This is a genomic window from Salinispora pacifica DSM 45544, assembly GCF_000378845.1.
Taxonomy (GTDB): Bacteria; Actinomycetota; Actinomycetes; order Mycobacteriales; family Micromonosporaceae; genus Micromonospora; species Micromonospora pacifica.
In genome coordinates this window covers 399,688-423,165 of sequence record NZ_KB905359.1, presented here as the reverse complement: position 1 = coordinate 423,165, position 23,478 = coordinate 399,688, and the positions used below count along the sequence as shown (strand labels likewise).

The 23,478-nt window shown below is 67.0% G+C and carries 23 protein-coding genes and 3 pseudogenes; 17 read left to right on the top strand and 9 right to left on the bottom strand.

Annotated elements, in window-relative coordinates; all coding sequences use genetic code 11:
- Positions 1–4 precede the first annotated feature (4 nt).
- The 6 genes and pseudogenes from SALPAC3_RS0101860 (at position 5) to SALPAC3_RS25220 (ending at position 6,501) form a co-directional block, all read left to right on the top strand.
- A complete protein-coding gene (locus SALPAC3_RS0101860; RefSeq protein ID WP_018219570.1) occupies positions 5–1,645 on the top strand; it encodes an AMP-binding protein in 1,641 nt (546 codons plus the stop codon).
- Between the two features lie 47 nt (positions 1,646–1,692).
- Entirely contained in the window at positions 1,693–2,022 is a 330-nt protein-coding gene (locus SALPAC3_RS0101855) for an acyl carrier protein (RefSeq protein WP_018219569.1), read from the top strand.
- On the top strand, positions 2,009–3,175 hold the full coding sequence (locus SALPAC3_RS0101850; RefSeq protein WP_018219568.1) for a sulfotransferase family protein: 1,167 nt from the start codon (positions 2,009–2,011) through the stop codon (positions 3,173–3,175). The genes SALPAC3_RS0101855 and SALPAC3_RS0101850 overlap by 14 nt, the downstream gene beginning before the upstream one ends.
- 48 nt (positions 3,176–3,223) lie before the next feature.
- Positions 3,224–3,949, top strand: a complete 726-nt coding sequence (locus SALPAC3_RS0101845) for an SRPBCC domain-containing protein (protein WP_018219567.1) — start codon at positions 3,224–3,226, stop codon at positions 3,947–3,949.
- Positions 3,939–5,624, top strand: coding sequence for an acyl-CoA dehydrogenase family protein (locus tag SALPAC3_RS0101840; protein WP_018219566.1), 1,686 nt, complete (start codon positions 3,939–3,941; stop codon positions 5,622–5,624). The genes SALPAC3_RS0101845 and SALPAC3_RS0101840 overlap by 11 nt, the downstream gene beginning before the upstream one ends.
- Before the next feature lie 23 nt (positions 5,625–5,647).
- Positions 5,648–6,501 (top strand): annotated as a pseudogene (locus SALPAC3_RS25220) (alpha/beta hydrolase family protein).
- A gap of 153 nt (positions 6,502–6,654) precedes the next feature.
- On the opposite strand, the gene SALPAC3_RS0101830 reads toward SALPAC3_RS25220, so the two are convergent.
- A complete protein-coding gene (locus tag SALPAC3_RS0101830; protein WP_018824090.1) occupies positions 6,655–6,900 on the bottom strand; it encodes a hypothetical protein in 246 nt (81 codons plus the stop codon).
- A 197-nt stretch (positions 6,901–7,097) separates the two neighbouring features.
- On the opposite strand from SALPAC3_RS0101830, the gene SALPAC3_RS0101825 reads away from it, so the two are divergent.
- Both SALPAC3_RS0101825 and SALPAC3_RS0101820 read left to right on the top strand, forming a co-directional pair.
- Positions 7,098–7,283: a hypothetical protein gene (locus tag SALPAC3_RS0101825; RefSeq protein WP_018219562.1), complete on the top strand. Its 186-nt coding sequence runs from the start codon at positions 7,098–7,100 to the stop codon at positions 7,281–7,283.
- A 431-nt stretch (positions 7,284–7,714) separates the two neighbouring features.
- Positions 7,715–8,317 carry a hypothetical protein gene (locus SALPAC3_RS0101820; protein ID WP_018219561.1) on the top strand — a complete coding sequence of 201 codons (603 nt, stop codon included), beginning with the start codon at positions 7,715–7,717 and terminating at the stop codon, positions 8,315–8,317.
- Between the two features lie 343 nt (positions 8,318–8,660).
- Here the strand turns inward: SALPAC3_RS0101820 and SALPAC3_RS0101815 are convergent, their stop codons facing one another.
- A complete protein-coding gene (locus SALPAC3_RS0101815; RefSeq protein ID WP_018219560.1) occupies positions 8,661–9,932 on the bottom strand; it encodes an MFS transporter in 1,272 nt (423 codons plus the stop codon).
- Between the two features lie 277 nt (positions 9,933–10,209).
- Here SALPAC3_RS0101815 and SALPAC3_RS0101810 point away from each other — a divergent pair, with 277 nt between their 5' ends.
- Complete coding sequence (locus SALPAC3_RS0101810; RefSeq protein ID WP_026185147.1) at positions 10,210–14,025, top strand: carbohydrate binding domain-containing protein; 3,816 nt, start codon at positions 10,210–10,212, stop codon at positions 14,023–14,025.
- A gap of 137 nt (positions 14,026–14,162) precedes the next feature.
- On the opposite strand, the gene SALPAC3_RS0101805 is transcribed toward SALPAC3_RS0101810, so the two are convergent.
- Together SALPAC3_RS0101805 and SALPAC3_RS0101800 are read right to left on the bottom strand one after the other, a co-directional pair.
- Positions 14,163–14,351 (bottom strand): DUF397 domain-containing protein, encoded by a 189-nt coding sequence (locus SALPAC3_RS0101805; RefSeq protein ID WP_018219559.1) that lies wholly within the window; start codon positions 14,349–14,351, stop codon positions 14,163–14,165.
- Positions 14,344–15,231, bottom strand: coding sequence for a helix-turn-helix domain-containing protein (locus tag SALPAC3_RS0101800; protein WP_026185146.1), 888 nt, complete (start codon positions 15,229–15,231; stop codon positions 14,344–14,346). Before SALPAC3_RS0101800 ends, SALPAC3_RS0101805 begins: the two co-directional genes overlap by 8 nt.
- 320 nt (positions 15,232–15,551) lie before the next feature.
- Here SALPAC3_RS0101800 and SALPAC3_RS26520 point away from each other — a divergent pair, with 320 nt between their 5' ends.
- Positions 15,552–15,761, top strand: a complete 210-nt coding sequence (locus SALPAC3_RS26520; RefSeq protein WP_018219557.1) for a hypothetical protein — start codon at positions 15,552–15,554, stop codon at positions 15,759–15,761.
- Positions 15,761–15,955, top strand: a complete 195-nt coding sequence (locus tag SALPAC3_RS0101795; protein ID WP_018219556.1) for a hypothetical protein — start codon at positions 15,761–15,763, stop codon at positions 15,953–15,955. The genes SALPAC3_RS26520 and SALPAC3_RS0101795 overlap by 1 nt, the downstream gene beginning before the upstream one ends.
- A gap of 243 nt (positions 15,956–16,198) precedes the next feature.
- Here the strand turns inward: SALPAC3_RS0101795 and SALPAC3_RS0101790 are convergent, their stop codons facing one another.
- On the bottom strand, positions 16,199–16,675 hold the full coding sequence (locus SALPAC3_RS0101790) for an NUDIX hydrolase (RefSeq protein WP_018219555.1): 477 nt from the start codon (positions 16,673–16,675) through the stop codon (positions 16,199–16,201).
- A gap of 84 nt (positions 16,676–16,759) precedes the next feature.
- On the opposite strand from SALPAC3_RS0101790, the gene SALPAC3_RS0101785 reads away from it, so the two are divergent.
- The gene (locus SALPAC3_RS0101785; protein WP_018219554.1) at positions 16,760–17,158 is read left to right on the top strand and encodes an NUDIX hydrolase; all 399 of its coding nucleotides are present in this window, start codon (positions 16,760–16,762) and stop codon (positions 17,156–17,158) included.
- A gap of 203 nt (positions 17,159–17,361) precedes the next feature.
- Here SALPAC3_RS0101785 and SALPAC3_RS0101780 read toward each other — a convergent pair whose 3' ends face one another.
- On the bottom strand, positions 17,362–17,988 hold the full coding sequence (locus SALPAC3_RS0101780) for a class I SAM-dependent methyltransferase (RefSeq protein WP_018219553.1): 627 nt from the start codon (positions 17,986–17,988) through the stop codon (positions 17,362–17,364).
- Positions 17,989–18,078: 90 nt separating this feature from the next.
- Between SALPAC3_RS0101780 and SALPAC3_RS0101775 the strand changes: the two genes are divergently transcribed.
- Positions 18,079–18,696, top strand: a complete 618-nt coding sequence (locus tag SALPAC3_RS0101775; RefSeq protein WP_018219552.1) for a helix-turn-helix domain-containing protein — start codon at positions 18,079–18,081, stop codon at positions 18,694–18,696.
- Positions 18,692–18,841, top strand: a pseudogene (locus SALPAC3_RS26510) (MBL fold metallo-hydrolase); the annotation flags it as partial. The gene SALPAC3_RS0101775 and the pseudogene SALPAC3_RS26510, both read left to right, overlap by 5 nt.
- 66 nt (positions 18,842–18,907) lie before the next feature.
- On the opposite strand, the gene SALPAC3_RS0101770 reads toward SALPAC3_RS26510, so the two are convergent.
- From SALPAC3_RS0101770 to SALPAC3_RS0101760, 3 genes are all read right to left on the bottom strand, one after another.
- Entirely contained in the window at positions 18,908–19,762 is an 855-nt protein-coding gene (locus tag SALPAC3_RS0101770; RefSeq protein ID WP_018219551.1) for a class I SAM-dependent methyltransferase, read from the bottom strand.
- 249 nt (positions 19,763–20,011) lie between these two features.
- Complete coding sequence (locus tag SALPAC3_RS0101765) at positions 20,012–20,200, bottom strand: DUF397 domain-containing protein (RefSeq protein ID WP_026185145.1); 189 nt, start codon at positions 20,198–20,200, stop codon at positions 20,012–20,014.
- A gap of 193 nt (positions 20,201–20,393) precedes the next feature.
- The gene (locus tag SALPAC3_RS0101760; protein ID WP_232430440.1) at positions 20,394–20,639 is read right to left on the bottom strand and encodes a hypothetical protein; all 246 of its coding nucleotides are present in this window, start codon (positions 20,637–20,639) and stop codon (positions 20,394–20,396) included.
- 74 nt (positions 20,640–20,713) lie between these two features.
- Here SALPAC3_RS0101760 and SALPAC3_RS25215 point away from each other — a divergent pair.
- The 3 genes and pseudogenes from SALPAC3_RS25215 to SALPAC3_RS26505 all read left to right on the top strand — a co-directional run.
- A pseudogene (locus SALPAC3_RS25215) lies at positions 20,714–21,831 on the top strand (IS630 family transposase).
- Between the two features lie 269 nt (positions 21,832–22,100).
- Positions 22,101–22,460, top strand: coding sequence for a hypothetical protein (locus SALPAC3_RS0101750; protein ID WP_018219546.1), 360 nt, complete (start codon positions 22,101–22,103; stop codon positions 22,458–22,460).
- A gap of 439 nt (positions 22,461–22,899) precedes the next feature.
- The coding region (locus SALPAC3_RS26505; protein ID WP_033774798.1) for an ABC transporter substrate-binding protein at positions 22,900–23,478 on the top strand (579 nt) is incomplete at its 3' end.

Below are 23,478 nucleotides of genomic sequence, written 5' to 3'. Positions count from 1 at the left end.
CGCCATGCCGACGGAGCCAGCACCGCGCGGCAGTACGGAGAGCGGGCTAGTAGAGCGGATCTACGCCGCCCGAGGCGGTGAGATCCTCATCGCCGAGGATGGTCAACGAGTGTCGCTCACGGACCTCCTGCGGATGAGCCGGACGGCGTCCGCGCAGTTGCGCGCTGACGGCGTCCGTCCGGGCGACCCTGTTGGACTAGTCGCAGAGAACGGCCTGGTGTTCCTGCGTGCCCTACTCGGCATCCTGCACTGCGGCGCGGTGGCGGTACCGCTCGCTACTCCCTCGGCCATGGGCGGGCTACCCGGCTACCTCGATCACCTGCGACGGGTCCTGGCCGACTCCGCGATGCGACACCTCGTGGTCAGCTCGGCATGCCTGGGCGTGGTTCGCGGCCACTCCGCCGCACTACCCCCGGTCAGAGTTGTCGATGGCGATGCGCTGCCGACAACAGGACCGGAACTCACCGAGCCGACCGGCGTCGACTCGCTCGCGGTGATCCAATACACGTCCGGCAGCACCCGGAACCCCAGGGGCGTCGTCCTCAGCCACCGCAACGTGGTGGCGGGACTCGACGCGATCATCGATGGGTGCGAATTGACGGAAGCAGACGTGGCCGGACTCTGGATCCCGCTGTTCCACGACATGGGGCTCTTCTCAACTCTCGCCGCTCTGAGCCAGGGCCTACGCGTGGTCGTCTGGCGTCCGTCGACGTTCGTCCGGCAACCAGCAGCGTGGCTACAGCAATTCGTCCACCACGGCTGCACGGTCACCACCGCCCCGAACTTCTTTTATGATCATCTGGCGGATGATGTCAACCGAGTTCCGACGGATCTCGACCTGTCTGGGTGGCGACTGGGCCTCAACGGCGCAGAGCCAGTCCAGGCCAGCACGGTCGCCCGGTTCCAGAGAGCCTTCACCGACCGGGGTCTTCGTCCCCATGTCATCATGCCCGTCTATGGGATGGCGGAAGCGACACTCGCCGTCACCTTCCCGCGGCCCGGATCCCGCCTGTCCCACCTATGGCTCGATCGAGCCCGCACCCGTGACAGCGGCCTCGTCGTCCTCGCCGAGCCCGGTGCGCCTGGAGCCCGTCCCCTCGTCGCCGTGGGCCAGGCTGTCCGGGGGGTCCGGATCCGCATTGGCGGTGCCGACGGCGCCGAGGACCACCTCGGTGAGATCGAGATAACGGGAGCCCCTGTCACCAGCGGCTACTTTCAGCAGCCGGCGGGGGAACTCTTCACCAACGACGGCTGGCTGCGTACGGGGGACGAAGGGTTCGTGCATGGCGGCGAGCTCTATATCGCCGGCCGAACCAAGAACATGGTGGTGATCCGCGGCCACAACTACTACGCCGAGGACGTGGAGGCGATGGTCCGAGACGTGCCGGGCGTCTACCGCCGACGATGCGCGGCGGTCGGCGAGGACCACGAGCGTGGAGAACGACTGGTCGTGGTGGTCGAGACCGCGATCGAGTCGAGCGACGAGCGACAGAACCTGATTGGTCGTATTCGGTCTGCGATCTCGGCGGGCCTCGGTCAACTCGATGTCACGGTGCAACTGGTACCGCCCCAGAGCATGCCCCGCACGAGCAGCGGCAAGGTGCAACGGGCCAAGGTGCGGCAAAACGCGCCACCGACGACCTGAGAGCGGTGGGGAGCTCAACACAATCTAATTAGCGGCAAGGAGCTGCCATGCCTGATTTCCACACCACGGTGGAACAGCAGATCCGGGAGGTCATCGCGGACCTGCTGAACTACTCTGTCGAGACGGTCGACCAGGAAGCTGGTCTTTCCGATCTTTCCGGTCTGGACTCATTGACCCTCTACAAGATTCTAGACAAGATCGAGGCGAAATTCGACATCTCCTTGGATGAGTCCGAGCTATACGAGGCTGGATCCCTGAGCGATATGACGCAGCTCGTGGCGGATGCGTTGACGGACAGAAGCCCTGAAGCAGGAGAGACTCCGGCTCCCCAACAGCACGCGACCACAGCGGATAGTGATCCCGATGAGCGGCAGTGAGGCGGACCGCCCGGCGATCGCCGGCATGGCTGTGGATGATCTCGTCGCACAGGCTCGGAAGTCGGCCGGCGACCACGACCACCGGCCACTACAGTTCCTTCCCGCACTCCGGCGCCTGCTGGAAGCGGTGGCCGGCGAGGCGTTTCTGAGCTCTTTCGGTCGCCAGATCCTGCACGATTTCGTGGTCACCCAACTCGTCACACAAATCCAGACGAGCCAGCTCGTACAGGCCAATCCAGACATCGAGCAGATTCCGCTGGAGAACGTAATCGTGATCACGGGGATGCCACGCACCGGTACGACGGCCCTGCACAATCTACTGGCAGAGCATCCCGAGCTGCGGGCACCCCGGTTGTGGGAGATGCTGGCACCAGCTGCCTCGACCGACCCCACCGCACACGTCCGGATGATCCAGGTCGCTCGCGACTACGTCGAGCAATACCACCGAGTTGCACCGGGACTCCGGGACCTGCATCCGTTGGACCCGCTACGGCCCGACGAGTGCCACCGGCTGACCGCCACCACGTTTTCCAGCTCGATCTTCGCGCAGCGCTACCACATACCGAGCTACCTGGCCTGGCTGAACGAGCAGGACCTGCGCGAAACCTATGAATATCATCGTCTACTGCTGCGGTGCATGCTGTGGCGGCGACCGGGGCAGCACATCGTGCTCAAGTGTCCGTCCCACCTGTGGCACCTGGACGCGCTGGCTGCAGCGTACCCGCGGGCGCGGATCATCCGACTCCACCGCAATCCGGCCGCCAACCTGGCCTCGGCGAGCAACCTCACCGCGGTCGTGCGGGGCGCCAGCGGAGCCCCAGTGAATTACTGGGCCATCGGCAGGCAGTGGCTCAGATACGCCACACAGGGGCTGTCGAACCTGCGCCAGGGAGATCGCTACGGGACCGCCGCGCTCACACTCGATGTACGACAGCGAGACCTGCGGACGGACCCGCTCGGCGTCGCCGCACGGGTGTGCGAATTCGCCGGGGTTTCCCTGCCTCCGAACGCAGCTGCTCGGATGGCGCGTTACCTGAGCGATGAGGCCCCGGAGCGCCCTGGTAGGCCCGGCTACTCGCTCACTGATTTTGGTCTGGACCAGACCCGGATCGATCGACAGTTCGGCGACTACCGCCTCGAGTTCGGCGTATGAAGGCACGTCGTGACCCGACGACAGGTCGCTACTGGAGAAGAGGGATTCATGACAGACATCGCCGAACAGCTCGCCAGCGTCCACCGGGACATCGACCATCGGCGCATTCCCGCAGGTGACGGTCGCAGCGTCCGACTACGTCGCGGCTACCAGGCAAGCCTGGAGGGGGTATGGGCCGCCCTCACCGACGTGGACCAGATCTCGCGCTGGTTCCTTCCGGTCACCGGTGAGGTGCACAGGGGTGGCGCCTTCGCGTTCGAGGGCAACCTGCGTGGCACCATCCTGCACTGCGAACCGATGCGACTCTTCACACTGGCGATGGTGATCGGGGACAGCCCGGCGTCCGAGGTGGTCGTGCGGTTGTCCAACGGCACCGGGGAGACCATCATCGAACTCGAGCACACGGCTGTCGTTGACGAGCGATTCTGGGCCGAGTTCGGACCGGGTGCCACCGGCGTCGGATGGGACCTGGCACTGCTGGGGCTGCACCTTCACCTCCGAAACGAGGCCATCGTCACCGCGAACCCAATGGCCGGACAACACTCGCCGGAGTTCACCAGCTTGACCGCGTTCAGTAGTCGGGCATGGGGAGCGACACTCCTCGCCGCCGGTGCGAGCGCTGCGGAGGTGGCCACGGTTGTGGAGCACACGGCTGCGCTGTACGCCCCACCAGCCACGATGTTTGCCACCCGTAACTGGATGCGGGCCAGCCGCGCCGCTTTCCTGCGGCACCTTGTACCGGCGCCGGAAGAAGGATCATCCGATGCCGACTGACGGGAGTCGTCATGGCACCTACGCCGAAGACCAGTCGGCCGCACAGCTTGAGCAGTTCCTGGGGGACCCGAACCATCCCGACGCTGTCTCCGCCTTCTCCCGCAGCGTGGAGGAGGATGAGCGTGACGACATGCCCTGGTCGGCGATGGACGCGCTACGCTCCTGGGAATTCCCCCACTTTCTCGTACCACAGGCTCTCGGTGGTCGGATGCGATCCTTCCAGGAACTGTTTTCGATGTGTCGGACGATCGCCCGTCGCGACGTGCGGCCCGGGGTGTCGTACGGCACCACCCTGCTCGGCGCCAACCCGGTCTGGTTGTGGGGGAACGACCGGCAGCAGCAATGGCTCGCTAGCCGGCTACTCGCCGGCGATCTCGGCTCGTTCGCGATGTCGGAACGCGACCACGGCAGTGACCTCGCCGGGTGTCGGGTCTCCGCCCGGCGTGACGGCGACCGGTACGTGCTGAATGGCGAAAAGTGGCCAGTGGGTAACGCCACCCGCGGCGCATTCTGCACCGTCTACGCCGCTACCGGCCCCCGCAGGTTCTCGCTTTTCCTCGTGGATAAGCAGCAGCTGCCGGCCGGACAATGGCACAACAACCCAGGCGTGCCAACCGTCGGCCTACGCGGCCATGACCTAAGTGGCATCACGTTTTCCGACTGTGCAGTTCCAGCTAGTGCGCTGCTGGGGCGACCGGGCGCGGGCATCCCACAGACGCTGAAGGCCCTACAGATCACTCGTACGCTCATCGCCGCGCTGTCGTTGGGCAGTCTCGACACCGGTCTACGCCTGGCGTACACGCACGCCCGCGGGCGCCGCCTCTACGGGGCACCGGTCACCGAGCTGCCTGCGGTCCGGGACATCCTGGTGCGGGCCTATCTTGACCTGATCATCGGCGAATGTGTGTCGATCCCGGCGGTGCGAGCAATCACCGAGCTTCCCGAACGGCTCAGCCTGTGGTCCGCGATCGTGAAGTACTTCGTCCCGGTCACCGTCGAGCGGGCGCTGGCCGATCTCAACACCGTGCTCAGCGCCCGGGGATACCTGCGCGACACCGTTTCCGCCCGCACATTTCAGAAGCTGCATCGGGATCAGGCGATCGCGAGCATCTTCGAGGGCACGACGCACGTGAACCTCAGCTCGATTGCCGCGGACCTGACATTCGCTCCCAGCGGTTCCGGTGGTGATCCGTCCCTGCTGCCCGCCCTGTTCAACCGACGGGCCGAACTGACACCGGGGATACCTGAGAGCCGCCGGCTGCACCTGACCAACGGTGGTCGGGATGAGATTGGGGGTGCGTGGCCGCAGCTCGCAGCGCGCCTGTCGTCGTGGAAGCCAGTGCGCCGGCTCGATGCGGCCTACCATGAGCAGACCGCGCGGTTGTTCAGCCTAGACCGACGAGGATACCGGTCAATTGTGGGGCATACGGCAGCACGAGTCCACTGCGTACTGCACGCCGCTGCCTGCGTAATTCTCAATGGTATACACAATACGGGCGACCTCTTCGCGGACGAGAGCTGGATGATCGCATCCTTGGACCGGCTGACCCAGCACCTCGATCCTACGTGGCAGATATCGCCGGGAACGCTGGCCGCAGTCGAAGGAATGCTTATCAAGCAGGTGGAGACGCCAGAGCTATTCTCGCTGACCCCGATCCCGTTGGCGATCGGATAACCACGAAAGGACAGCTCTCGTCGATGGAACCCACGCAGGAGTACATCTTTCGCAACGGAAACCAGCTCGGGGTGCAAACTACCCGGAGCCGGACCACGCCGACGCACCTGCCGTCATCATCTGGCCGGCGATGGGCGTGCCAGCGCGTTTCTACCGGCCGTTCGCCGAACAGCTCGTGGCCGAGGGTTTGGCCGTCCACGTGGTGGACCTGCGGGGTGTCGGCGCCAGCTCTCCTCGCCCCGACCGCGGTTCCCAGTACGGATACCCGGAACTCGCCGCCGACGTCGGGGCCGTACGTGACTGGTTGGCTCCCCGGATCGCCGGGCGACCCACGCTGCTGCTCGGCCACTCTCTGGGGGCTCACATCTGCCTGCTGCACCTCGCACTTGGCGACAGGCCCGGGCCTTCCGGCGTTGCCGTGGTAGCGGCCGGGCTCGCCTATTGGCGGACCTACCCGCGTGCCCGCGGGCTACTGACGCTGGCGCAGACACAAGTGGTCGCGAAGGTCACGACGCTGCTCGGGGTCTGGCCAGGTTGGGGGTTCGGCGGCCGACAGGCTCACGGCGTGATCCGCGACTGGGCCTACACAGCTCGGCACGGTCGCTATCGGCCGATCGCCGGGGCCGACCCGGAGCCCGCACTGGCCGCGCTTCGCGTGCCGGTACTCGCGGTAAGCATCGCTGGCGATGACTTCGTGCCCTCGTTCAGCCTCGACCACCTATGCCGCAAGCTCGTCTCAGCACCCATCGAACGGGTGCATTACAACGATGAAACCAGGGTCCCCCTGAACCACTTCACCTGGGCCCGGACCGAGGGCTCGCTTGCCCGCCGAGTCGCCGACTTCGCGAACCGGCACCCCACCCGAGCAGGTAGGTAGCTGTTCACCCACGCTGACTGTCTGGATCAAGGCACCGCGCGGAGCGCGGTGCGACGCAGGAGCTGGTCGATGTCGGCTAGGAGCCGCCCACGCCGGGCGCGGAACCGTTGATCTGGCCGTTGCCGACGATGGGCTGCGCCACACCGTCCGCCGTCAGCAGCTGCCGCCGCTGTCTCCGCCGGAGGAACCTCCACCGCTGTCCCCGCCGGAGAACCATCCGCCCCCACTCGAACCGCTGTCGCAGGAGGCGCCACCGTCGCCGCCTGCCGTGGCGCTGGGCCCCGACGACACGTACGCCGACGAGCCGCGCCGGATCGTCGGCGTACGCCGACGCACGAGGAACGAGAAGGTGAGGACGATCGCGCCCGCTGCGGCGAACAGCCCGAAGAAAATCTCCATGTCGACGACGGTATGGAAGCCGATCAACTTTCTGCGCGGGCTGCATGCGTAGTCCCCCGCGCGTCTACGGGCTTCCTATCGAATGTGGTTGTCGGCTACACATGGACGTGTGGATCACCTCTACTGGAACCTCGGTACCTGCGCGGGGCGGGGCGGTGTCCGAGATCGGGTTGCGTGCCCGACCGTCAGGGTCTGTCATGGACGGTGACGAGTACCAGGCGTATCTCGATGGTGACGAGTACGAGTACTTCGGCGCTTTCTACGACGTAACTCCGGTGGTGCTGGAGGCGCCGTCGCCCTACCGTGCTCCTCGATCGGCCGGCCCCGGCGGACCGGTTCCCGGCCGCGGCGCTATTGGCCGCCGGTCGCCGAATCGTGCTTGAGGGCACCCCCCGGTGTCGGGGGCCAGATGACCTTCGACGGGGCGATCGCCCAGGAGCGGGAGCGGCCCGCTAGACGGCCACGGCCCTGGACCGGGACGGCACATCCACTCGGTGAGCGCCGTCATCACTGGTGTCTGTTTGATGCCCGTATGGGATGCGCTGGTGGTGGAATCCCGGCGGGCGTCAGGGCGTTGTACCGGGTGCACGACCGAGGAAGGGACCCGCCCCGTGGGGGTGAGCCCCGGGAATGCCGGCGCCCCGCCGGTCGTTATACATGGACCCGGCGCCGTGAGAGCCTCCTAGGGCCGCGCGGTTGCCTGGGGATCCCTTTCTTTCCTGTTCTGTTGAGCGCCGGACGGTGCTCGCACCCTGCGCTCCCAAACCCCCCTTTGGGCGCGTGTGGGGTGTCGACCCCCGAATGGAGCATTCTCATGAACACGATTCTGCGTCGTAGTGTGCTGGCCCTGGCGGCGTCCGCGACCCTGGGCGGAGCGTTCGCGGTGGGCGCCACGCCCGCAACCGCTGCTAGCAACCCACATCCGGACAAGGTGGCCGAGGCTTCCTCGTGGCTGCAGGAGGAGCTGCTGAAGTTGCAGCCCGGCACAGCCGACGGCGGTATCTACACCGACAAGCCCGGCTACCACAACACCCGCGTAGCCAACAGCCCCACCGACTACTCCGTCCTCGACGACAACGACCAGGGCGGACCCTCGGACAAGGCCGCCGCCTACGACTGGACCTTCTCGGAAGCCACCAACATCGCCGAGTACTCCAGCCGTCTGCTCGCCTCCGGCCAGGATCCCGATGATCCTCGACTGGACGGCTGGCGTGAGTTCTTCGGGCAGGCCGACAGCGACAACGAAGTGGAAGGCTGGGACTTCCGCAAGGACGAAGCCGCCACTTCGGACCCGTCGCACCTCTGGCACATCCACCTGAGCGAGGACCGGGACAAGGTCACCAGCTTCGAGAACAAAGAGGCACTACTCAGCGTTCTCCGAGGCGAGACCGTGGACCAGTGGCGGCTCAACAAGTGAGCCGACCGGGCCGCTGACCACGCCGCCGGGCTGGAGCGAGTGGCCCACCAAGATCACATCCTCGCAAGGAGAGAGCAAGCTGTTGGCCGGCACCCGGTTCGGGTGCCGGCCAACAGCCGCACCTAAAGCCTCCCCACCCGGGACTGCCAGCAGCCGGCGCAGCCGGGCCCGCCCCACCCGACCGGCACCGGTGCCCCGGGCTGAGGCAGCGGCCACTTCGGCCAACGAAGCTGGCCGAGAGTCGCCTGCTACCACCTGGGCCGAACGCACCGGGTTGCTCCGCTGATCGCGCAGCCGCCCGGGCGACGGCCGGCACTCCACGTGGGGTACCGGGGTGAGTCGATCACGTCGCCGCCGTCGCCGGTAGCTCGCGCGCTGCCGCTAGCGGTGACAGGAAGGCCGGCAGGAACGCGGCTGTCATCCCGACTGCCCCGATGAACAGTACGGCTTGGGCGCCAAGCAGCCCACCGAGCAGCCCACCGAGCAGTGCACCGATCGGCATGCTGCCCCATTGGACGAAGCGGACGGTGGCACTCATCCGGCCCAACAGCCGGTCCGGGGTGGCGGCCTGTTGGAGCCCCACCTGCGAGACCAGGCGGATCACACCGCCAGCGGAGACCAGGGCCAATCCGGCCGCCGCGAGCCAGAGCAGCCAGCCAGGCCGGGCGAGCGGCAGTATCACGGCGGTCGGTGCCGTGCACAGTGTTGCCAGCCAGACCACCGGGCCGGGGCCGATTCGGTTGATCAGGCGGCGGGCGAGCAGCGCACCAGTGAGTCCGCCGGACGCCATCACCGAAAGCACCAGGCCGATGCCGAACGAGCCAAGGTCCAGGTGGCGGGAGAGGAACACCAGCAGCATGGTCTGGTACGTGATGAGGAAGAGGCTGAAGATGCCGTCGGTGAACAGGATCGGGCGTAGCAGCGGGTGGCCGAGCACGAACCGCAACCCTTCCCTGACCTCCCGAATGAGATGCCGGGTGACAGCATTCTGCGGCGGCGGCTCCGGCTTGCGGATTTGGAGCACGCCCAGCGCGGACAGCAGCATCCCGGCGGAGCTGACGACCAAAGCCAGCGGTGCGCCCAGCCAGGCGACCAGCGGTCCGGCCAGGCCCGGGCCGCTGATGCTCATGGCGGAGCGGGCTGCGGCGACCTTTGCATTCCCCTCGACCAGGTGTTCGCGGCCGATCAGGGCGGGGAGATAGCTGGTGTAGCCGACCTCGAACAGCACGGTCATCATGCCGTGGGCGAGCGCAACCGCGAACAGCAGCCCGATCGTCAACGCGTCCGTCCACCAGGCCAGGGGTACGAGCAGCAAAAGCGCCGCCCGGACCAGATCCGTGGAGATCATGACTGGGCGTTTGCGCCAACGGTCCACCCAGGCCCCCGCTGGAAGCCCGATCAGCAGCGAACCGGCTGTCGTCAGCGCTGTCAGTACGCCGACTTCGAACTCATCGGCGTCCAGCCAGACGATTGCCACCAGTGGCAGCGCGAGAAATACGAACCGGTCAGCGAGCTGACCGGCCAAAGTCGCGCCATAGAAGCGGCGGAAGTCAGGTACGCGAAACAGGCCGAGACGAGGCGTTCGGGAAACCCGGTCCCGGGTTACCGAGGACATTTGTCGACCTCCGCCACGTCAGCTGCGGCATGGACTGGACAGTGCGACGGAGGGTACCACCGCCGATCGGCTTTCATCAGTGTCGCCGCCCCGGACGGCCTTGCGCCGGGGCGTGGCGTGGCGACGGCGAGACCGGTGGCTGCGACAGGGCGCGGGCGGCGCATCCACCCCCGCCACTCGTTACCCACCTGTTACTTCCTCAAAACGGCGCGAGCCAATATGTTGTAGCTTACAACAATCGATGGGTGTGTTTCCGACCCCCTCTACAGGAGGCACCGTGCATCCAGAACCTGATCGCCGGCGGGGCGGCTTACGAACCCGAACCGCCACCCTGCTGACCCTCACCCTCACCGGATCCCTTCTGGTCCTGCCCGGGGCCGCGCAGGCCCTGCCCGACCCGGCCCCCGCCGCCAACACCGCCGTCGCGCCAGCACCGGCCGGCGCCGTGCAGACCGTTGAGGACTACGAGGACGGCGTACCCCCCGAGGTTCTACTCTTCGCCTCCAGCGATCCCGAGCGGCCCGAAGTGGACACCGTCGCCAGCAACGACCGGCCCGGCGCGGGCGGCGACAACGACGCCTTCTCCGTCCGGTACGACATCGACGGCTGGGGTGGCTTCACCCACAACTTCATCGCACCGGACGGCCACCAGGACTGGCGGGCGTACGACGGGTTCTCGTTCTGGGTGAAGGGGGACGGCAGCGGCCGGCAGGTCCAGTTCGAGATCAAGGACGGCGGCGAGCACGGTGAGGCGTCCGAGCTGTGGGAGTCGTTCTTCATCGACGACTCTATTGGCTGGAAGCAGATCCGGACGATCTTCCCCGACTTCGCCTGGCGCACCAGCTACCAGCCAGGGGACGGCCCGAAGGACAAGGAGCTGCAGCTCGACCGGATGTGGGGGTTCGCGGTCAACCTGCCGCAGGGCGCCGGCGAACTGCACTTCGACCAGGTGGAGCTCTTCACCAACGTGGCGACGGTCGCCGACTTCGAGGCCCCACAGCCGCAGCTCAACCCGCCCGGCGGGCAGCCCGGCATCATCACCTTCAGCGGGGACGACTCCCGCATCCCGCAGCTGAGCTACGTTGACGCCGCCCGCGACGGCACGCCCGCCGACAACCAGGCTCTCTCGGTGGCCATCGACACCACCACCAGCTGGGCCGGCTTCGGGCAGAACCTCAGCTTCAACACCGAACCGCAGGACTGGAGCAGCTTCGGCGGGTTCCGGTTCTGGTACTTCAGCCCGCTGACCGTGCCGCCGGCCGCGCCCGGCGCCGGGCGCCGCATCGACGTGGAGATCAAGGACGGCGGGGTGGACGCCGAGCACAGCGAGCTCTGGATCACCAGCTTCACTGAGGACTGGGTCGGCTGGCGTCTGGTCGAGCTCCCGTTCTCGCAGTTCAAGTACCGCACCGACTATCAGCCCATCGGCGGTATCAACCAGGAGTTGGACCTCGACCAGATGTGGGGCTACGCGATGCAGCCCCGCTCCGGGTACGCCGACACCTTCCGCATCGACGACGTTGAGGTCTACGGCGTCCCGCAGGTCGGGCCGACGGCCCGGGTGGTGGCCGACCCAGCGGTCAGCCTCCTCGACGAGGGCGAGTCGACCACCGTCACGATCCGGCTCACCAACACCGATGACGCGCCGTTGGCCGACGAGGTGACCCTGCGGTACGTCACCGGCGCCGGCACGGCGACGCCCGGCGAGGACTACGAGCCGGTCGAGGGAGAGTTCGTCTTCCCCGCCGGTACCGCATCCGGAACCACCCGGCAGATCACCGTCCAAACCCGCTCCGACGAGCAGGCGGAGTTGGCGGAAACGATCCCGCTGACCCTCTCCGGCAACGGCATCGCCGTACCCGAAGACCCACCGAACATCGTGCTGAACGCGCACGGCCTGCCGTACCTGGACGCCTCCCGGCCGATTGCGGAGCGGGTCGCCGACCTGCTCGGGCGGATGTCGGTCGAGGAGAAGGCCGGCCAGATGACCCAGGCCGAGCGGAACGCCCTCGACTCACCGAACGACCTGGCCAGCTGGCGACTCGGCTCGCTGCTCTCCGGTGGCGGCTCGACGCCCACCCCGAACACCCCGGAGGCCTGGGCGGACATGGTCGACGGCTACCAGACGTACACGTTGCAGACCCGACTGCAGATCCCGCTGCTCTACGGCGTTGACGCGGTGCACGGCCACAGCAACGTCCAGGGCACCACGATCTTCCCGCACAACATCGGGCTCGGCGCGGCTCGGGACCCGGAGCTGGTCGAACGGGTCGGGCACGTCACCGCCGAGGAGACCCGGGCGACCGGGCCGCAGTGGTCGTTCGCACCCTGCGCCTGCGTGGCCCGCGACGACCGGTGGGGGCGTACCTACGAGGCGTACGGGGAGGACCCGGCGCTGGTGATCGCCAACGAGACGGTGATCGACGGGCTACAGGGCCCTGCGCTGGCCGACCGGAAGGACGCCGACCGGGTGCTCGCCTCGGTCAAACATTACGCCGGCGACGGCGGGACCGAGTACCGGCCGGGCAACGGTGGGTACCCGATCGACCAGGGCGTCGTCGTCATGAGCCGGGAAGAATTCGACCGGGTCCACCTGGACCCGTACATCCCGGCGGTGCGTAAGCACAACGCGGGAACGATCATGCCGTCGTACTCCAGCGTCGACTTCACCGAGGACGGAGTCGGCAACCCGGTCAAGATGCACGCCCACAAGGAACTACTCACCGACGTCCTGAAGGAGGAGATCGGCTTCGACGGCTTTCTGATCAGCGACTACGCCGCGATCGACCAGATCCCCGGGGACTACGACAGCGACGTACGCATCTCGATCAACGCCGGACTAGACATGATCATGGTGCCGAACGAGTACCAGCGCTTCGAGGAGACACTGCTCGGCGAGATCGAGGCCGGGAACATACCGATGTCCCGCATCGACGACGCGGTCAGCCGGATCCTGACCCAGAAGTTCCACCTCGGACTCTTCGAGCAGCCGTTCACCGACCGGACCAACCTGGCCGAGGTGGGCTCGCCGGAGAACCGGGCGGTGGCCCGTGAGGCCGCCGCGAAGTCCCAGGTGCTGCTCCGCAACACCGATCAGGTGCTGCCGCTGGCCAACACCGGCGAGCTCTACGTCGCCGGCGCCAGCGCCGACGACATCGGCGCGCAGGCCGGCGGCTGGACCATCACCTGGCAGGGCGGCAACGGCGACATCACCCCCGGCACCAGCATCCTCGACGGCATCCAACAGGTCGCGCCGGACACCGAGGTCACCTACAGTGCCGACGCCTCCGCCCCGCTGGACGGGCATGACCGGGCCATCGTCGTGGTGGGCGAGCAGCCGTACGCGGAAGGCATGGGCGACGTCGGCAACAACGGCTTCACCATGACGTTGAGCGCCGCCGAGCAGGAGACGGTGAACACGGTCTGCTCAGCGGTGGACAACTGCGTCGTACTGGTGATCTCCGGTCGTCCGCTCGTGCTCGACGACGCGCTCGTCTCCGCCGACGCCGTGGTGGCCTCCTGGCTGCCCGGCACCGAGGGGGCCGGCGTCGCCGACGTACTCTTCGGCGAGCAGCCCTTCACCGGTCAACTGCCGGTCTCCTGGCCGCGTTCGTTGGACCAGGAGCCGATCAACGTCGGCGACGCCAGCTACGACCCGCTCTACCCGTACGGCTGGGGCCTGCGCACCGACGCGACCCAGGACCGGCTGCACGAGCTGCGGGGCGAGCTCGCCGGGATCGAGCAGGACGGCTGGACCCGGGCCGCGGTGAAGGTGCTGGACCGGTCGCTGCGCAACGACAGCTCCTGGCAGGACGACGGCTCGGTCCGCGACGAGCGGCGGGTGGTCACCGAACTGACGGTGGTCTCTACCCTGCTGGCCTTCAGCAGCCGGGACAACGCGGCACAGCACGAACTGCTGGTGTCGACGCTCCGAGATGTCGCGCAGGCGGCGATCGTACGGGAGGGTGTCACCGCCCCCTCGGCGACGCGGACCTCCACCCTGACCGCGGACGCGGAGCACGCGCTCCTGACCGGCAAGCCGACCACCGCGACGTGGAAGCTCGCCGCAGCCTGGCGGATCGCGGCCGGCTAGCCGCAACCAGCTGGGCGGCGCCCGGGTTCAACCGGACCCGGGACGCCGCCCCACCACAACACGAAGGCCCGGCCCGCGAGTGGGCCGGGCCTTCGGCTGCCGTCAGGTTCCCCGGAAGCCGGGCTTCCTGGGGCTGGTCAGTGCTGCTTGGCGTGGCGCACGAACGCCCGCCACGCCACCGGACCGAACACCAGGGCCGGCCCGATCGGATCCTTGGAGTCCCGCACACCCACGAGGTCAGGAAGGTTGTCCGCGACTTCGACGCAGTCGCCATTCGCGCCGCTGTGGGTGGACTTACGCCAGACAGCGCCGGCTAGGTTACTCACGGTTATTCATCTCCTCGATCAGTGTGGTTACAAACTTGTCTGTCTCGTCCGGGTCAAGAGCCTTTTCCGCTAGCTCTGCCCACACTGCATCGTACGTTTCGGTCTCGCCGGGCTTGTCGAGGTAGAGCGCCCCCGTCAGTGACTCACTGTATATGGTCGACGGCTCGTGTCTACCAGCCTCGTCTGGCGGGAAGTCCAAGATAGTGAACGCCCCCGAAACCGATGCTCGATGCGGCCCTGACGCAAGGGGCAGTGCCCTCACACTGACGTGGGGTCGCTCGTTCGCCTTGAGCAGATGCCACAACTGCTGTGCCATCGCACCAGGAACAGCGGGGGCGCGCCGTAGCGCTCCTTCACAAATGATCACTTCCAGATGAGGTGGCGGGGGGAAGTGACGCGACAGTAGGCCCTGCCGCTCCATCTTCACCGCCATGCGTCGCTCGACATCCGCATCTTCCAGGTCAGGCCGATCCGCTCGGACCACCGATTCCATGTACGCGTGCGCCTGAAGTAGGCCGGGGATCAACGCCGGCTCGTACTTGCGCACCCGGGTGGCAGCACCCTCTAGGCCCACATACAGCTCAAACCAACCCGGGACGGCATCTCCGTACGCGTGCCACCACCCCTTGGCCTTGGTTTCTCGTGCCAGGGCGACCAAACCTGCCGTCATGTCCGCTGTGGCCTCATAAAGCTGGCAGAGGATCTTGACATCAGTAGCACGAACCGGGACGGATCCCTTCTCAATGCGCCAGATCTTCTGCGGGCTGCACTCCAACTCATCTGCCGCCGCCTTGATCGTGATGTTGGCACTCTCCCGTTGCGACCGCAGAAACCTACCGAGCTGCCTTCGGGGCACCGTGGATCCTGCATCTGATTCCATGGTCCTCCTTCCGTGGCGGAACACCTGCACACGCTCGATGGAATACTTTCCGAGCAACTTCCGCCACGGTCAATATTCTCCAGTGAACGCCGCCAGGGAATATTGCATCACCCTTCCCCCACCTTCAGCATGAAGGCATAGACGGGCCATCAGGAGGATGAGGTGTCCGCAACTGCCGCCGCGTTGACGCTGGCGATTGGCCTGGCAACAGGGCTGTTGATCTGTCTGAAGTCTGGCACTTGGTACCCGACGTGCGGCGAGACGAAGCGCTGCCTGCGGTCCCACGACCACCCCCACTCAGGGTTCGACAGGAGGCAACGATGAACATCGCAGTGGAACTACCAAAACGGGCAGCCCGAGCGACACTCGCTGAATTGACCAATCCTCAGCCTCCGCCCATCGCGTCTGAGGAGGACCTTGAGCTGCTGCTGTCCGGCCTTCGCACGGCCGGTCGGGCCCGCGTCGGCTACACCCAGCACCACACTGACGATGTCCTTGAAGCTGTGCTCACCGGGCTGCGGAGGCTTTGATGGCCGACGACAACCGACCCGAAGAGTTGCGTCCCCGCCGTGACCCGTCCGGCCCACCCCGCTTGCCGGACGGCGACCGGGTGCACCCGGAGCACCCGCCGGACATCAACCCACCCGCTGCCCGCCAGAAGCTGCTGACCGCGCTGATCGTGGTTGTCGTCGTCACCGCCATCGTGATCGGGGTATTCCGGTGACCGCCCGGCTGCATCTGCCCATGCGCCCCTGTGGGGCTGCGAGACCTGTCAGGCCGAGTGGCCATGCCCGCCGGCCCGCGTCGCCCTCCTGACCGCGTATCGCAACAACTGCGTCGCGCTCCGGCGCTACCTGGGCGCACTCTTGGCTGAGGCGGACACCCAACTCTCTCAGGTCCACAAGACATCAGGCCGCTCTCACCGCTTCCTGGCGTGGACCTAGCCACAGTGGCACGATCACCGCCGCTAGCCGCTCCGCGCCTCGCACCAGGGGCCATCCGGCTGCAGCGCGCGAAGCACGGTCAACAGTTCCGGCGGCTCGACTGGATCTGGAAGCGCGGTCAGATCCGTCCACGACACCCACGCATGCGAATGCAGTTCGACCTGCTCGTCCGGGAGCAGACCGGTCCGGGTCAGCGAGGGCCGGTCCACAGCGAAGTACGCCACGAAGAAGTCCTCCGGACCGACATACCGCTTGCCCTTCCACCGCACAGTGCGCTCGACCGGCACCGACCGGTCAAGGACCGCCCCGGGGTCCAGTCCGGTCTCCTCCATCAGCTCCCGTCGTGCCGCCGCCAGCGGTGTCTCGCCGGGCTCGATGCCGCCGCCGGGCGGTTCCCACAGCCACACCCCGTCAACTGGATCATGCCAACGCAGGAGAAGCACGCGGCACGCGGCGTCCAGACAGATCACGCGCGCTGCCGGCCGATAGATTGCCTTCATGACCGCGACCCTAGGACATGTCTCGCCCGGGCTGCACGTCACGACGGCCACGGACAAACACAGCTGACCGCTCCGGAGCGTCACATGACCACCATCGACAAGATCGCCTGGATCCGCCTTGAGAACGGCGCGATCCTCAGCTCCCGATCGCGTGGCAAGAACGTCTACTACATTCCGGGCGGCAAACGAGAACCCGGCGAAGGTGACCTTGATACGCTCATTCGCGAGATTCAGGAAGAACTCAGCGTGACCATCACCTCCGACACCGCTGTGCATGTCGGCACCTTCCGCGCCCAGGCCCACGGACACCCAGACGGAATCACGGTCCAGATGACCTGCTATACCGCCGACTACCAGGGCCTCCTGCGGGCCAGCAGCGAAATCGAGGAGATCGTCTGGCTCACCCACGCCGACCGTCACCGAGTCTCCCCAGTCGATCAGATCATCTTCGATCATCTATACGAGACGGCCCAGCTGCGCTAGCCGCGGGCGGATCCATGGGTCGGATCCGGAAGGCCCGCGTCGCGACGCTCCGAGACGTCGCGCAGGCAGCCGCTGGTGGCTCTGACGGCTGGTTTGACAGCTATGGTGATGGTGTCTAGTGATGTGTCACGAAGTGTGGCGCTTCTGTCCTGCTGTGACGTGTTTCTGCCCTGCCGTGGACCTGTGGTGGCATCGCACCGGAATCAGGCCGTACGGTGGATGATCAGGATGTGATCGGTGACCTCCGCGGTACTCCCGTCCGGTCCCGTCGCGATCCTGCGGGAGGCGTCGGCCCGCTCGACCGTCCAGGTCGCCGAATCCAGCCCGATGTCCTCGGCGACCTCCTGCGGGCTCGGGAACCGGACGCCTGGGTCCTGGTTCCAGGACCACGGCGCGATCGAGCCGTGGTCGACGACCAGCAACCGTCCCTGCGGACGCAGGGCGTGCGCGGCCGAGCGCAGGATGGGCGCCCTGTCCAGATCAAGGGTGGTGTGCAGGTATTGAGCGGAGATCAGATCGAACTGCCCGTGCGGGAACGAACCACTCAGATCGCACTGCACGGCAACGACCTGGTCGGCGAGACCACGCGCACCGGCTAGGGTAGCCAGCCGCTCGACCGCCACAGTCGAGACGTCGGTAGCGGTGACGCGCCAGCCTTGGCCGGCAAGCCACAGTGCGTCGCCGCCGTTGCCACAACCGAGGTCCAGCGCATCACCGGCTGGCAGGTGCGTGGCGATCTCGGTGAGGCGGACATTGGGTTGCGGGGTGGTGGCCGCCGGTCGGGATAAATACAGATCATTCCAGTACGTGACCGCGTCGGTGGTGGGCATCGGCGAACTCCTCCCGTTGGTGTCCGCCCCAGTCTCGGTGCGTCCCGGCGGACTGACACGAAATCTTGCTCTTATGGCAAGCTGGACTCCGTGAACCGTGACACGGACGACGTGCTGGACGCGGTGGGGCCACGGCTGCGTGCCTTGCGCCGGCACCGTGGCCTCACCCTCGCTGACGTCTCGACGACAACCGGTGTATCCGAGAGCACTCTGTCCCGCCTGGAGGGCGGGCAGCGCCGGGCGACCCTGGAGTTGCTGCTGCCCCTGGCCCGCGTCTATAACGTTCCGCTGGACGACCTCGTCGGCGCCCCACGGACCGGCGACCCCCGCATCCACCTCACGCCGATCCGACGATTCGGCATGGCCTTCGTGCCCCTGTCCCGGCGCCCCGGCGGCGTGCAGGCGTTCAAACTGATCATCCCGGGCCGGCGGGAACCGGTTGAGCCGACCCTGAAGACCCATGATGGCTTCGAGTGGCTGTACGTGCTCAACGGGCAACTGCGACTGGTACTCGGAGAACGCGACCTCACCCTGTCCCCCGGCGAGGCGGCCGAGTTCGACACGTCGCTGTCACACTGGCTCGGCAGCGCCGACGGCGGGTCGGTTGAACTGCTCATCCTGTTTGACCCGCAGGGGATACGCGCACACATACACGCCGAGCCGCACCGGCCGTCTCGTGCGACGAAGTCCAGCGCCGACACCGGCTGAGGCAGCCAGACTCCTCGGCGCTTGCCGAGTGGTTCCCACCTACTACGACAGTTGGGCCCAATCCACAGAGGGCCGCAACGAACTCGTCACCGCCTTCACCGCCGCCGGGCGGGCCGACCGTCTGGATCTAGGCAGTCGACGCTGAACGGGGCAGAACAACCCCGCACAGGGGGACGGTCCCGGCTGGGTCCGGGGCGTCAGCTGCCCCTTCTCACCGCGCCGCCGCAGGTGCCGGGCCACCCGGCTGGGGCACCGCGACGGTGACGCGCCCGACGGTGGTCAACGTCAGATCGCCCTCGGGTGCGCGAACGGATTCCAGCACCTGCGCCGCGTCGTCGGTCGCCGCGTCGAGCCGATCGGCCGGCAGGTGTTGTAGCAGTGCCCGTCCGCCGTGCGACCACATCCACCGCATCCAGTGGTTTACGTCGTGGAACCCGCTCTCGACCCGGTGCTCACTGATCGCGACGACGTCGAGGCCGGCCGCCGCCATCGTCGCCGTGATCGTCTGTTCATCGTCGAATGGGCCGGCAGTCGGCGCGGGCGGCGGCTGCTCCACCGGCAGGTGCGCAGCCAGGGCATCCATCGCCGCGACGAAGGCCGGGTCGTACGCGCCGGGGGTACTCATCACCAGCCGGCCCGTGGGGCGTAGCAATCGCGCGTACGCTCGCAGGGCCTGCTCCGGCTCCGGCAGCAGGAAGACGACCATTCCGGCCAGCACCACGTCGAAGCTGTGGAGCGGGAAACTCGGCTGTTGGGCGTCGCCAACCCGGACCTCGACCTGGGTCAGGCCGGCGCGGGCAGCGTCGTCGGCGGTGAGCTTCACCATCGTCGGGGCAAGATCGATGCCAGTGACATGGCCGGTCGGTCCGGTGGCAGCGGCGGCGGGAAAGAGAACAGCCCCGCGGCCACAGCCAATGTCGAGGACCCGCTCACCTGGCCGAATGCCAGCACAGCCGACAAGGGCTGTGCCGAATGGTTCGAAGTAGGACACTCCGGTGCGGTCGTAGCTGGAGGCGGCCTGCTCGAAAACCTCGACGATCGAGTTCGAACGCGTACTACTCGTCATTGACACTCCTCATCACCCGCACTGCTCGCCTACCGGTCCGGTGGGCTACGAGGGAAGCAGCCCGAGCGCCAAAGCTGGTGAACCCGTCCACGGTCACACGCGATGGTCTCGCTACGGCATCAGGATGACATGCCGAGTCACGAAGCTTTGCCCATCCTCCAGCGGCGACGCCACACCCAACGGCTCGGCCCTCGACAGGCTGGGCCGTTGCGGGTGTGGAGGCTCCCGGAAGCCGGACACCCTGGGGTGTCAGTGCTGCTTGGTCTGCTGCACGAAGGCCTGCCACGCAGTTGGGCCGAACACCAGGGCCAGCCCGGTCGGATCCTTGGAGTCCCGGACACCCACGACCTCAGGAAGGTTGTCCGCGACCTCGACGCAATCGCCGTTCGCCCCGCTACGGGTGGACTTGCGCCATACAGCGCCCACTAGGTTGCTCACGGTTGTCAATCTCCTCAGTCAGCATGCCTACAACCTGATCTGCTTCGTGCGAGTCAAGTACCCCTTCGCCAGGTCTGCCGACTGCATCGTACGTTTCGGTCCCGCCGGCCTTGTCGAGTCAGCGCGCCCCGTCAGCTCCGTCAAGCCGGGCCCGCTCGGGAGCGCTGACCGGCGCCCCCGCCGCCACAGCGGCTCACGCAGCGGCCTGCAGCCCCGGGAGCTTGCGCATGTCGTCAAAGACCACTGCGCCCTGGCCCTCCAGTCGGTGCGCAGGGGTCAAGCCGCCCGCGTAACCAGCCCGCGAAGCGGGGATACCGGTTGTGCGGCCCAGGGTGTGGCGCATCTTCTCGTGCGTACCGCTGGAAGCCAGGCACGTCGGCAGGATGCTCGCGTTGAGCACCTCGTTGACCCCGTCCACGGCAGCTAGTGCTGTGACCACGAACGTTCACGGTGTTGGTTGACACGCCGTCTGGCCTGCCGGCCGGGCGGCGTCGTGGCGGTCAGGCTGTGGCGGTGGCAGAACTCGTTCGCGTGCGGCGGCTCAGTGATCAGGAGGGTCAGCAGCTGCTGAGGATCACTCGTAGAGGTACCGGCTCGCCGATCCGGTTGCGGCGGTCGATGGTCGTGCTCGCTTCGGCTGGTGGGAACACGGTGCCGGCGATCGCCCGCTTGGTCCAAGCCGATGAGGACACGATCCGGCAGGTCATCCACCGGTTCAACGAGATGGGGATGGCCAGCCTGGACCCTCAGTGGGCGGGTGGCCGTCCCCGCCAGATCAGTCCTGACGAAGAGCAGTTCATCGTCGAGACGGCCAACACCCGCCCCGAGAAGCTGGGGCGGCCGTTCACCCGGTGGAGCATCCGCAAACTCGCCGACCACCTGCGCCTGCACGCGACCCGCCGTGTGCGGATAGGGCGGGAACGGCTACGGCAGATCCTGCAGCGGCATCGGATCACCTTCCAGCGGACCAAGACGTGGAAGGAGTCCACCGACCCACACCGCGATGCCAAGCTCGCCCGGATCGAGTACGTCAGCAGCAGCTTCCCGCAGCGGGTGTTCGCCTTCGACGAGTTCGGGCCCCTGGCCATCCGCCCGCAGGCCGGCACTGGATGGGCGCCCGCGAGCGTCCGCACCGGCTGCCCGCGAACTACCACAAGCTGCACGGGGTCCGGCAGTTCCACGGCTGCTACAGCCTCGGTGATGACCAACTCTGGGGCGTCGTGCGCCGTCGTAAGAGCGCCGCGAACACCCTCGCCGCGCTCACATCGATCCGCGCCGCCCGACCGGATGGGGCACCCATCTACGTCATCCTGGACAACCTGTCCGCGCACAAGAGCCGCGAGATCCGCACGTGGGCGGCACGGAACAAAGTTGAGCTCTGCTTCACCCCGACCTACGCCTCCTGGGCCAACCCCATCGAGGCCCAGTTCGGACCGCTGCGCACCTTCGTCATCGCCGGCTCGAACCACCCCAACCACCCCGCGCTGACCCGGCGACTGCAGGCCTACCTACGCTGGCGCAACGCCAACGCCCGCCACCCCGACGTCCTGGCCGCCCAACGCCGAGAACGCGCCCGCATCCGCAGCGAACGACAACGACGCTGGGGCCAGCCAGCTACCCGAGCAGCCTGACCCCAACACCGCAAACGTTCGTGGTCACAGCACTAGCGGCCAACCCAGTTCCGCGCCGCGCGCGATGTTGATGCGGACCGCGATGCGCTCGCTGTCGACAGCACTCCGTCGCAGTCGAAGATGACAAGCCCGACCGGAGTGGTCATCCGTTGCTCCTACCTGGCATGCTGACCCCCGCCTGTTGCGGCCGGTCACGCCACTCGCCGTGGCATGCCGAGCTGGGATGTCACCGCGACATGCCTGCGTGATCAGAGAAGATGCGGGGGATTATGAGGCTGGCACGCACATTCAGTGTCGCCGCCGCAGCGGTAGCGCTGGTCCTGTCGCTGACCGGTTGTTCGGACCAACTCGGCGACCGCGGCGGCCGGGAGGGTGCCGCCCCCGACAAGATTTCCGACGTCGACTACGTCGAGGTCTACCGCAACGCCGACAACTTCCCGAACGTGGCGCGGCTCTGCATCGACGGGATTGCGTTTGCGACCACGGCCAGCCGGGAGGGAACGAGTTCCCCGGCGCTGCTCCGCGTGCCGGAGTGGGATCCGCGCTGCCCCACCGCGGCCACCGGGCCAACACCATCCTCGGCGCCCTCCACACCATCGGCAGAAGGCGCCTCCCCCGCCGACTCTTGACCCAGTAGCGGGCGGGTTCAGTCAGTGGAGGTGGTCGCCTCGACCTTGACCGCCCCCGGGCCGGGACACCCGATCCGGATATGGTCCCCCATCTCGCCGAATTCCATGAATTGATCAATCAGCACGGACGATGCCTACTAATAGTCACATTGGATCGCCGATCATCGACCCAGCCGCGCCGCATCGACTGTGATCTAAGCCGATCAACGAGCAGCGTCGACTGTTCGGGGCGACGCGGGCAGCCGATTACCCAATGCGCAACCCCATGAATCCCAGGTCAGCACGGCCGATATTGGTGGGTTGATTCTGGGACGGATGTACGCACCATCCCGGCCCGGTACCGGATTGATAACACACCTTCTCGTCCTCATAATTCTGGTGTCACAGTGGCAGACAATTCAGCACCCTCGTGAGCCGAGCGCCCTGAGGAGGCACTCCTATGCGCGGGAAACTCCTGAAAGTGGTAGTAACGGCGACCGCTACCGCCATGCTGGCCACCGCCTGCACCGGTAGCAGCGACGACCCAGCGGAAGGAGACGAGCAAACTGGCGGCACACTGCGGGTCTACGCCGCGGAGCCGAAGTACCTGCTGCCGTCCGCCGCCAGTGACGAGCCGGCGATCTACGTGATCCGTCAGCTCTACCGCGGTCTGGTCAGGTACAACGCCGAAACCGGTGATCCGGAAAACGACCTGGCCGAGTCGATCACCTCGGACGACCGCAAACTCTGGACGATCAAGCTGAAGGACGGCTACACCTTCGACAACGGTGAGCCGGTCAACGCCGACGCCTTCATCCGCGCGTGGAACTTCGCCGCCTACGCGCCGAACGGCCAGGGCAACGGCTACTTCATGAAGCGGATCGCCGGCATCGACGAGGTCCTGCCCAAGGACCCGGACGGTGACGGCCCGAAGGAGGCCCCGGAGCCGACGGCCGAGACGCTGTCCGGCCTGAACAAGGTCGACGACCTGACCTTCACCGTCGAGCTCAAGGAGCCCTTCACCGGTTTCCCTACGGTG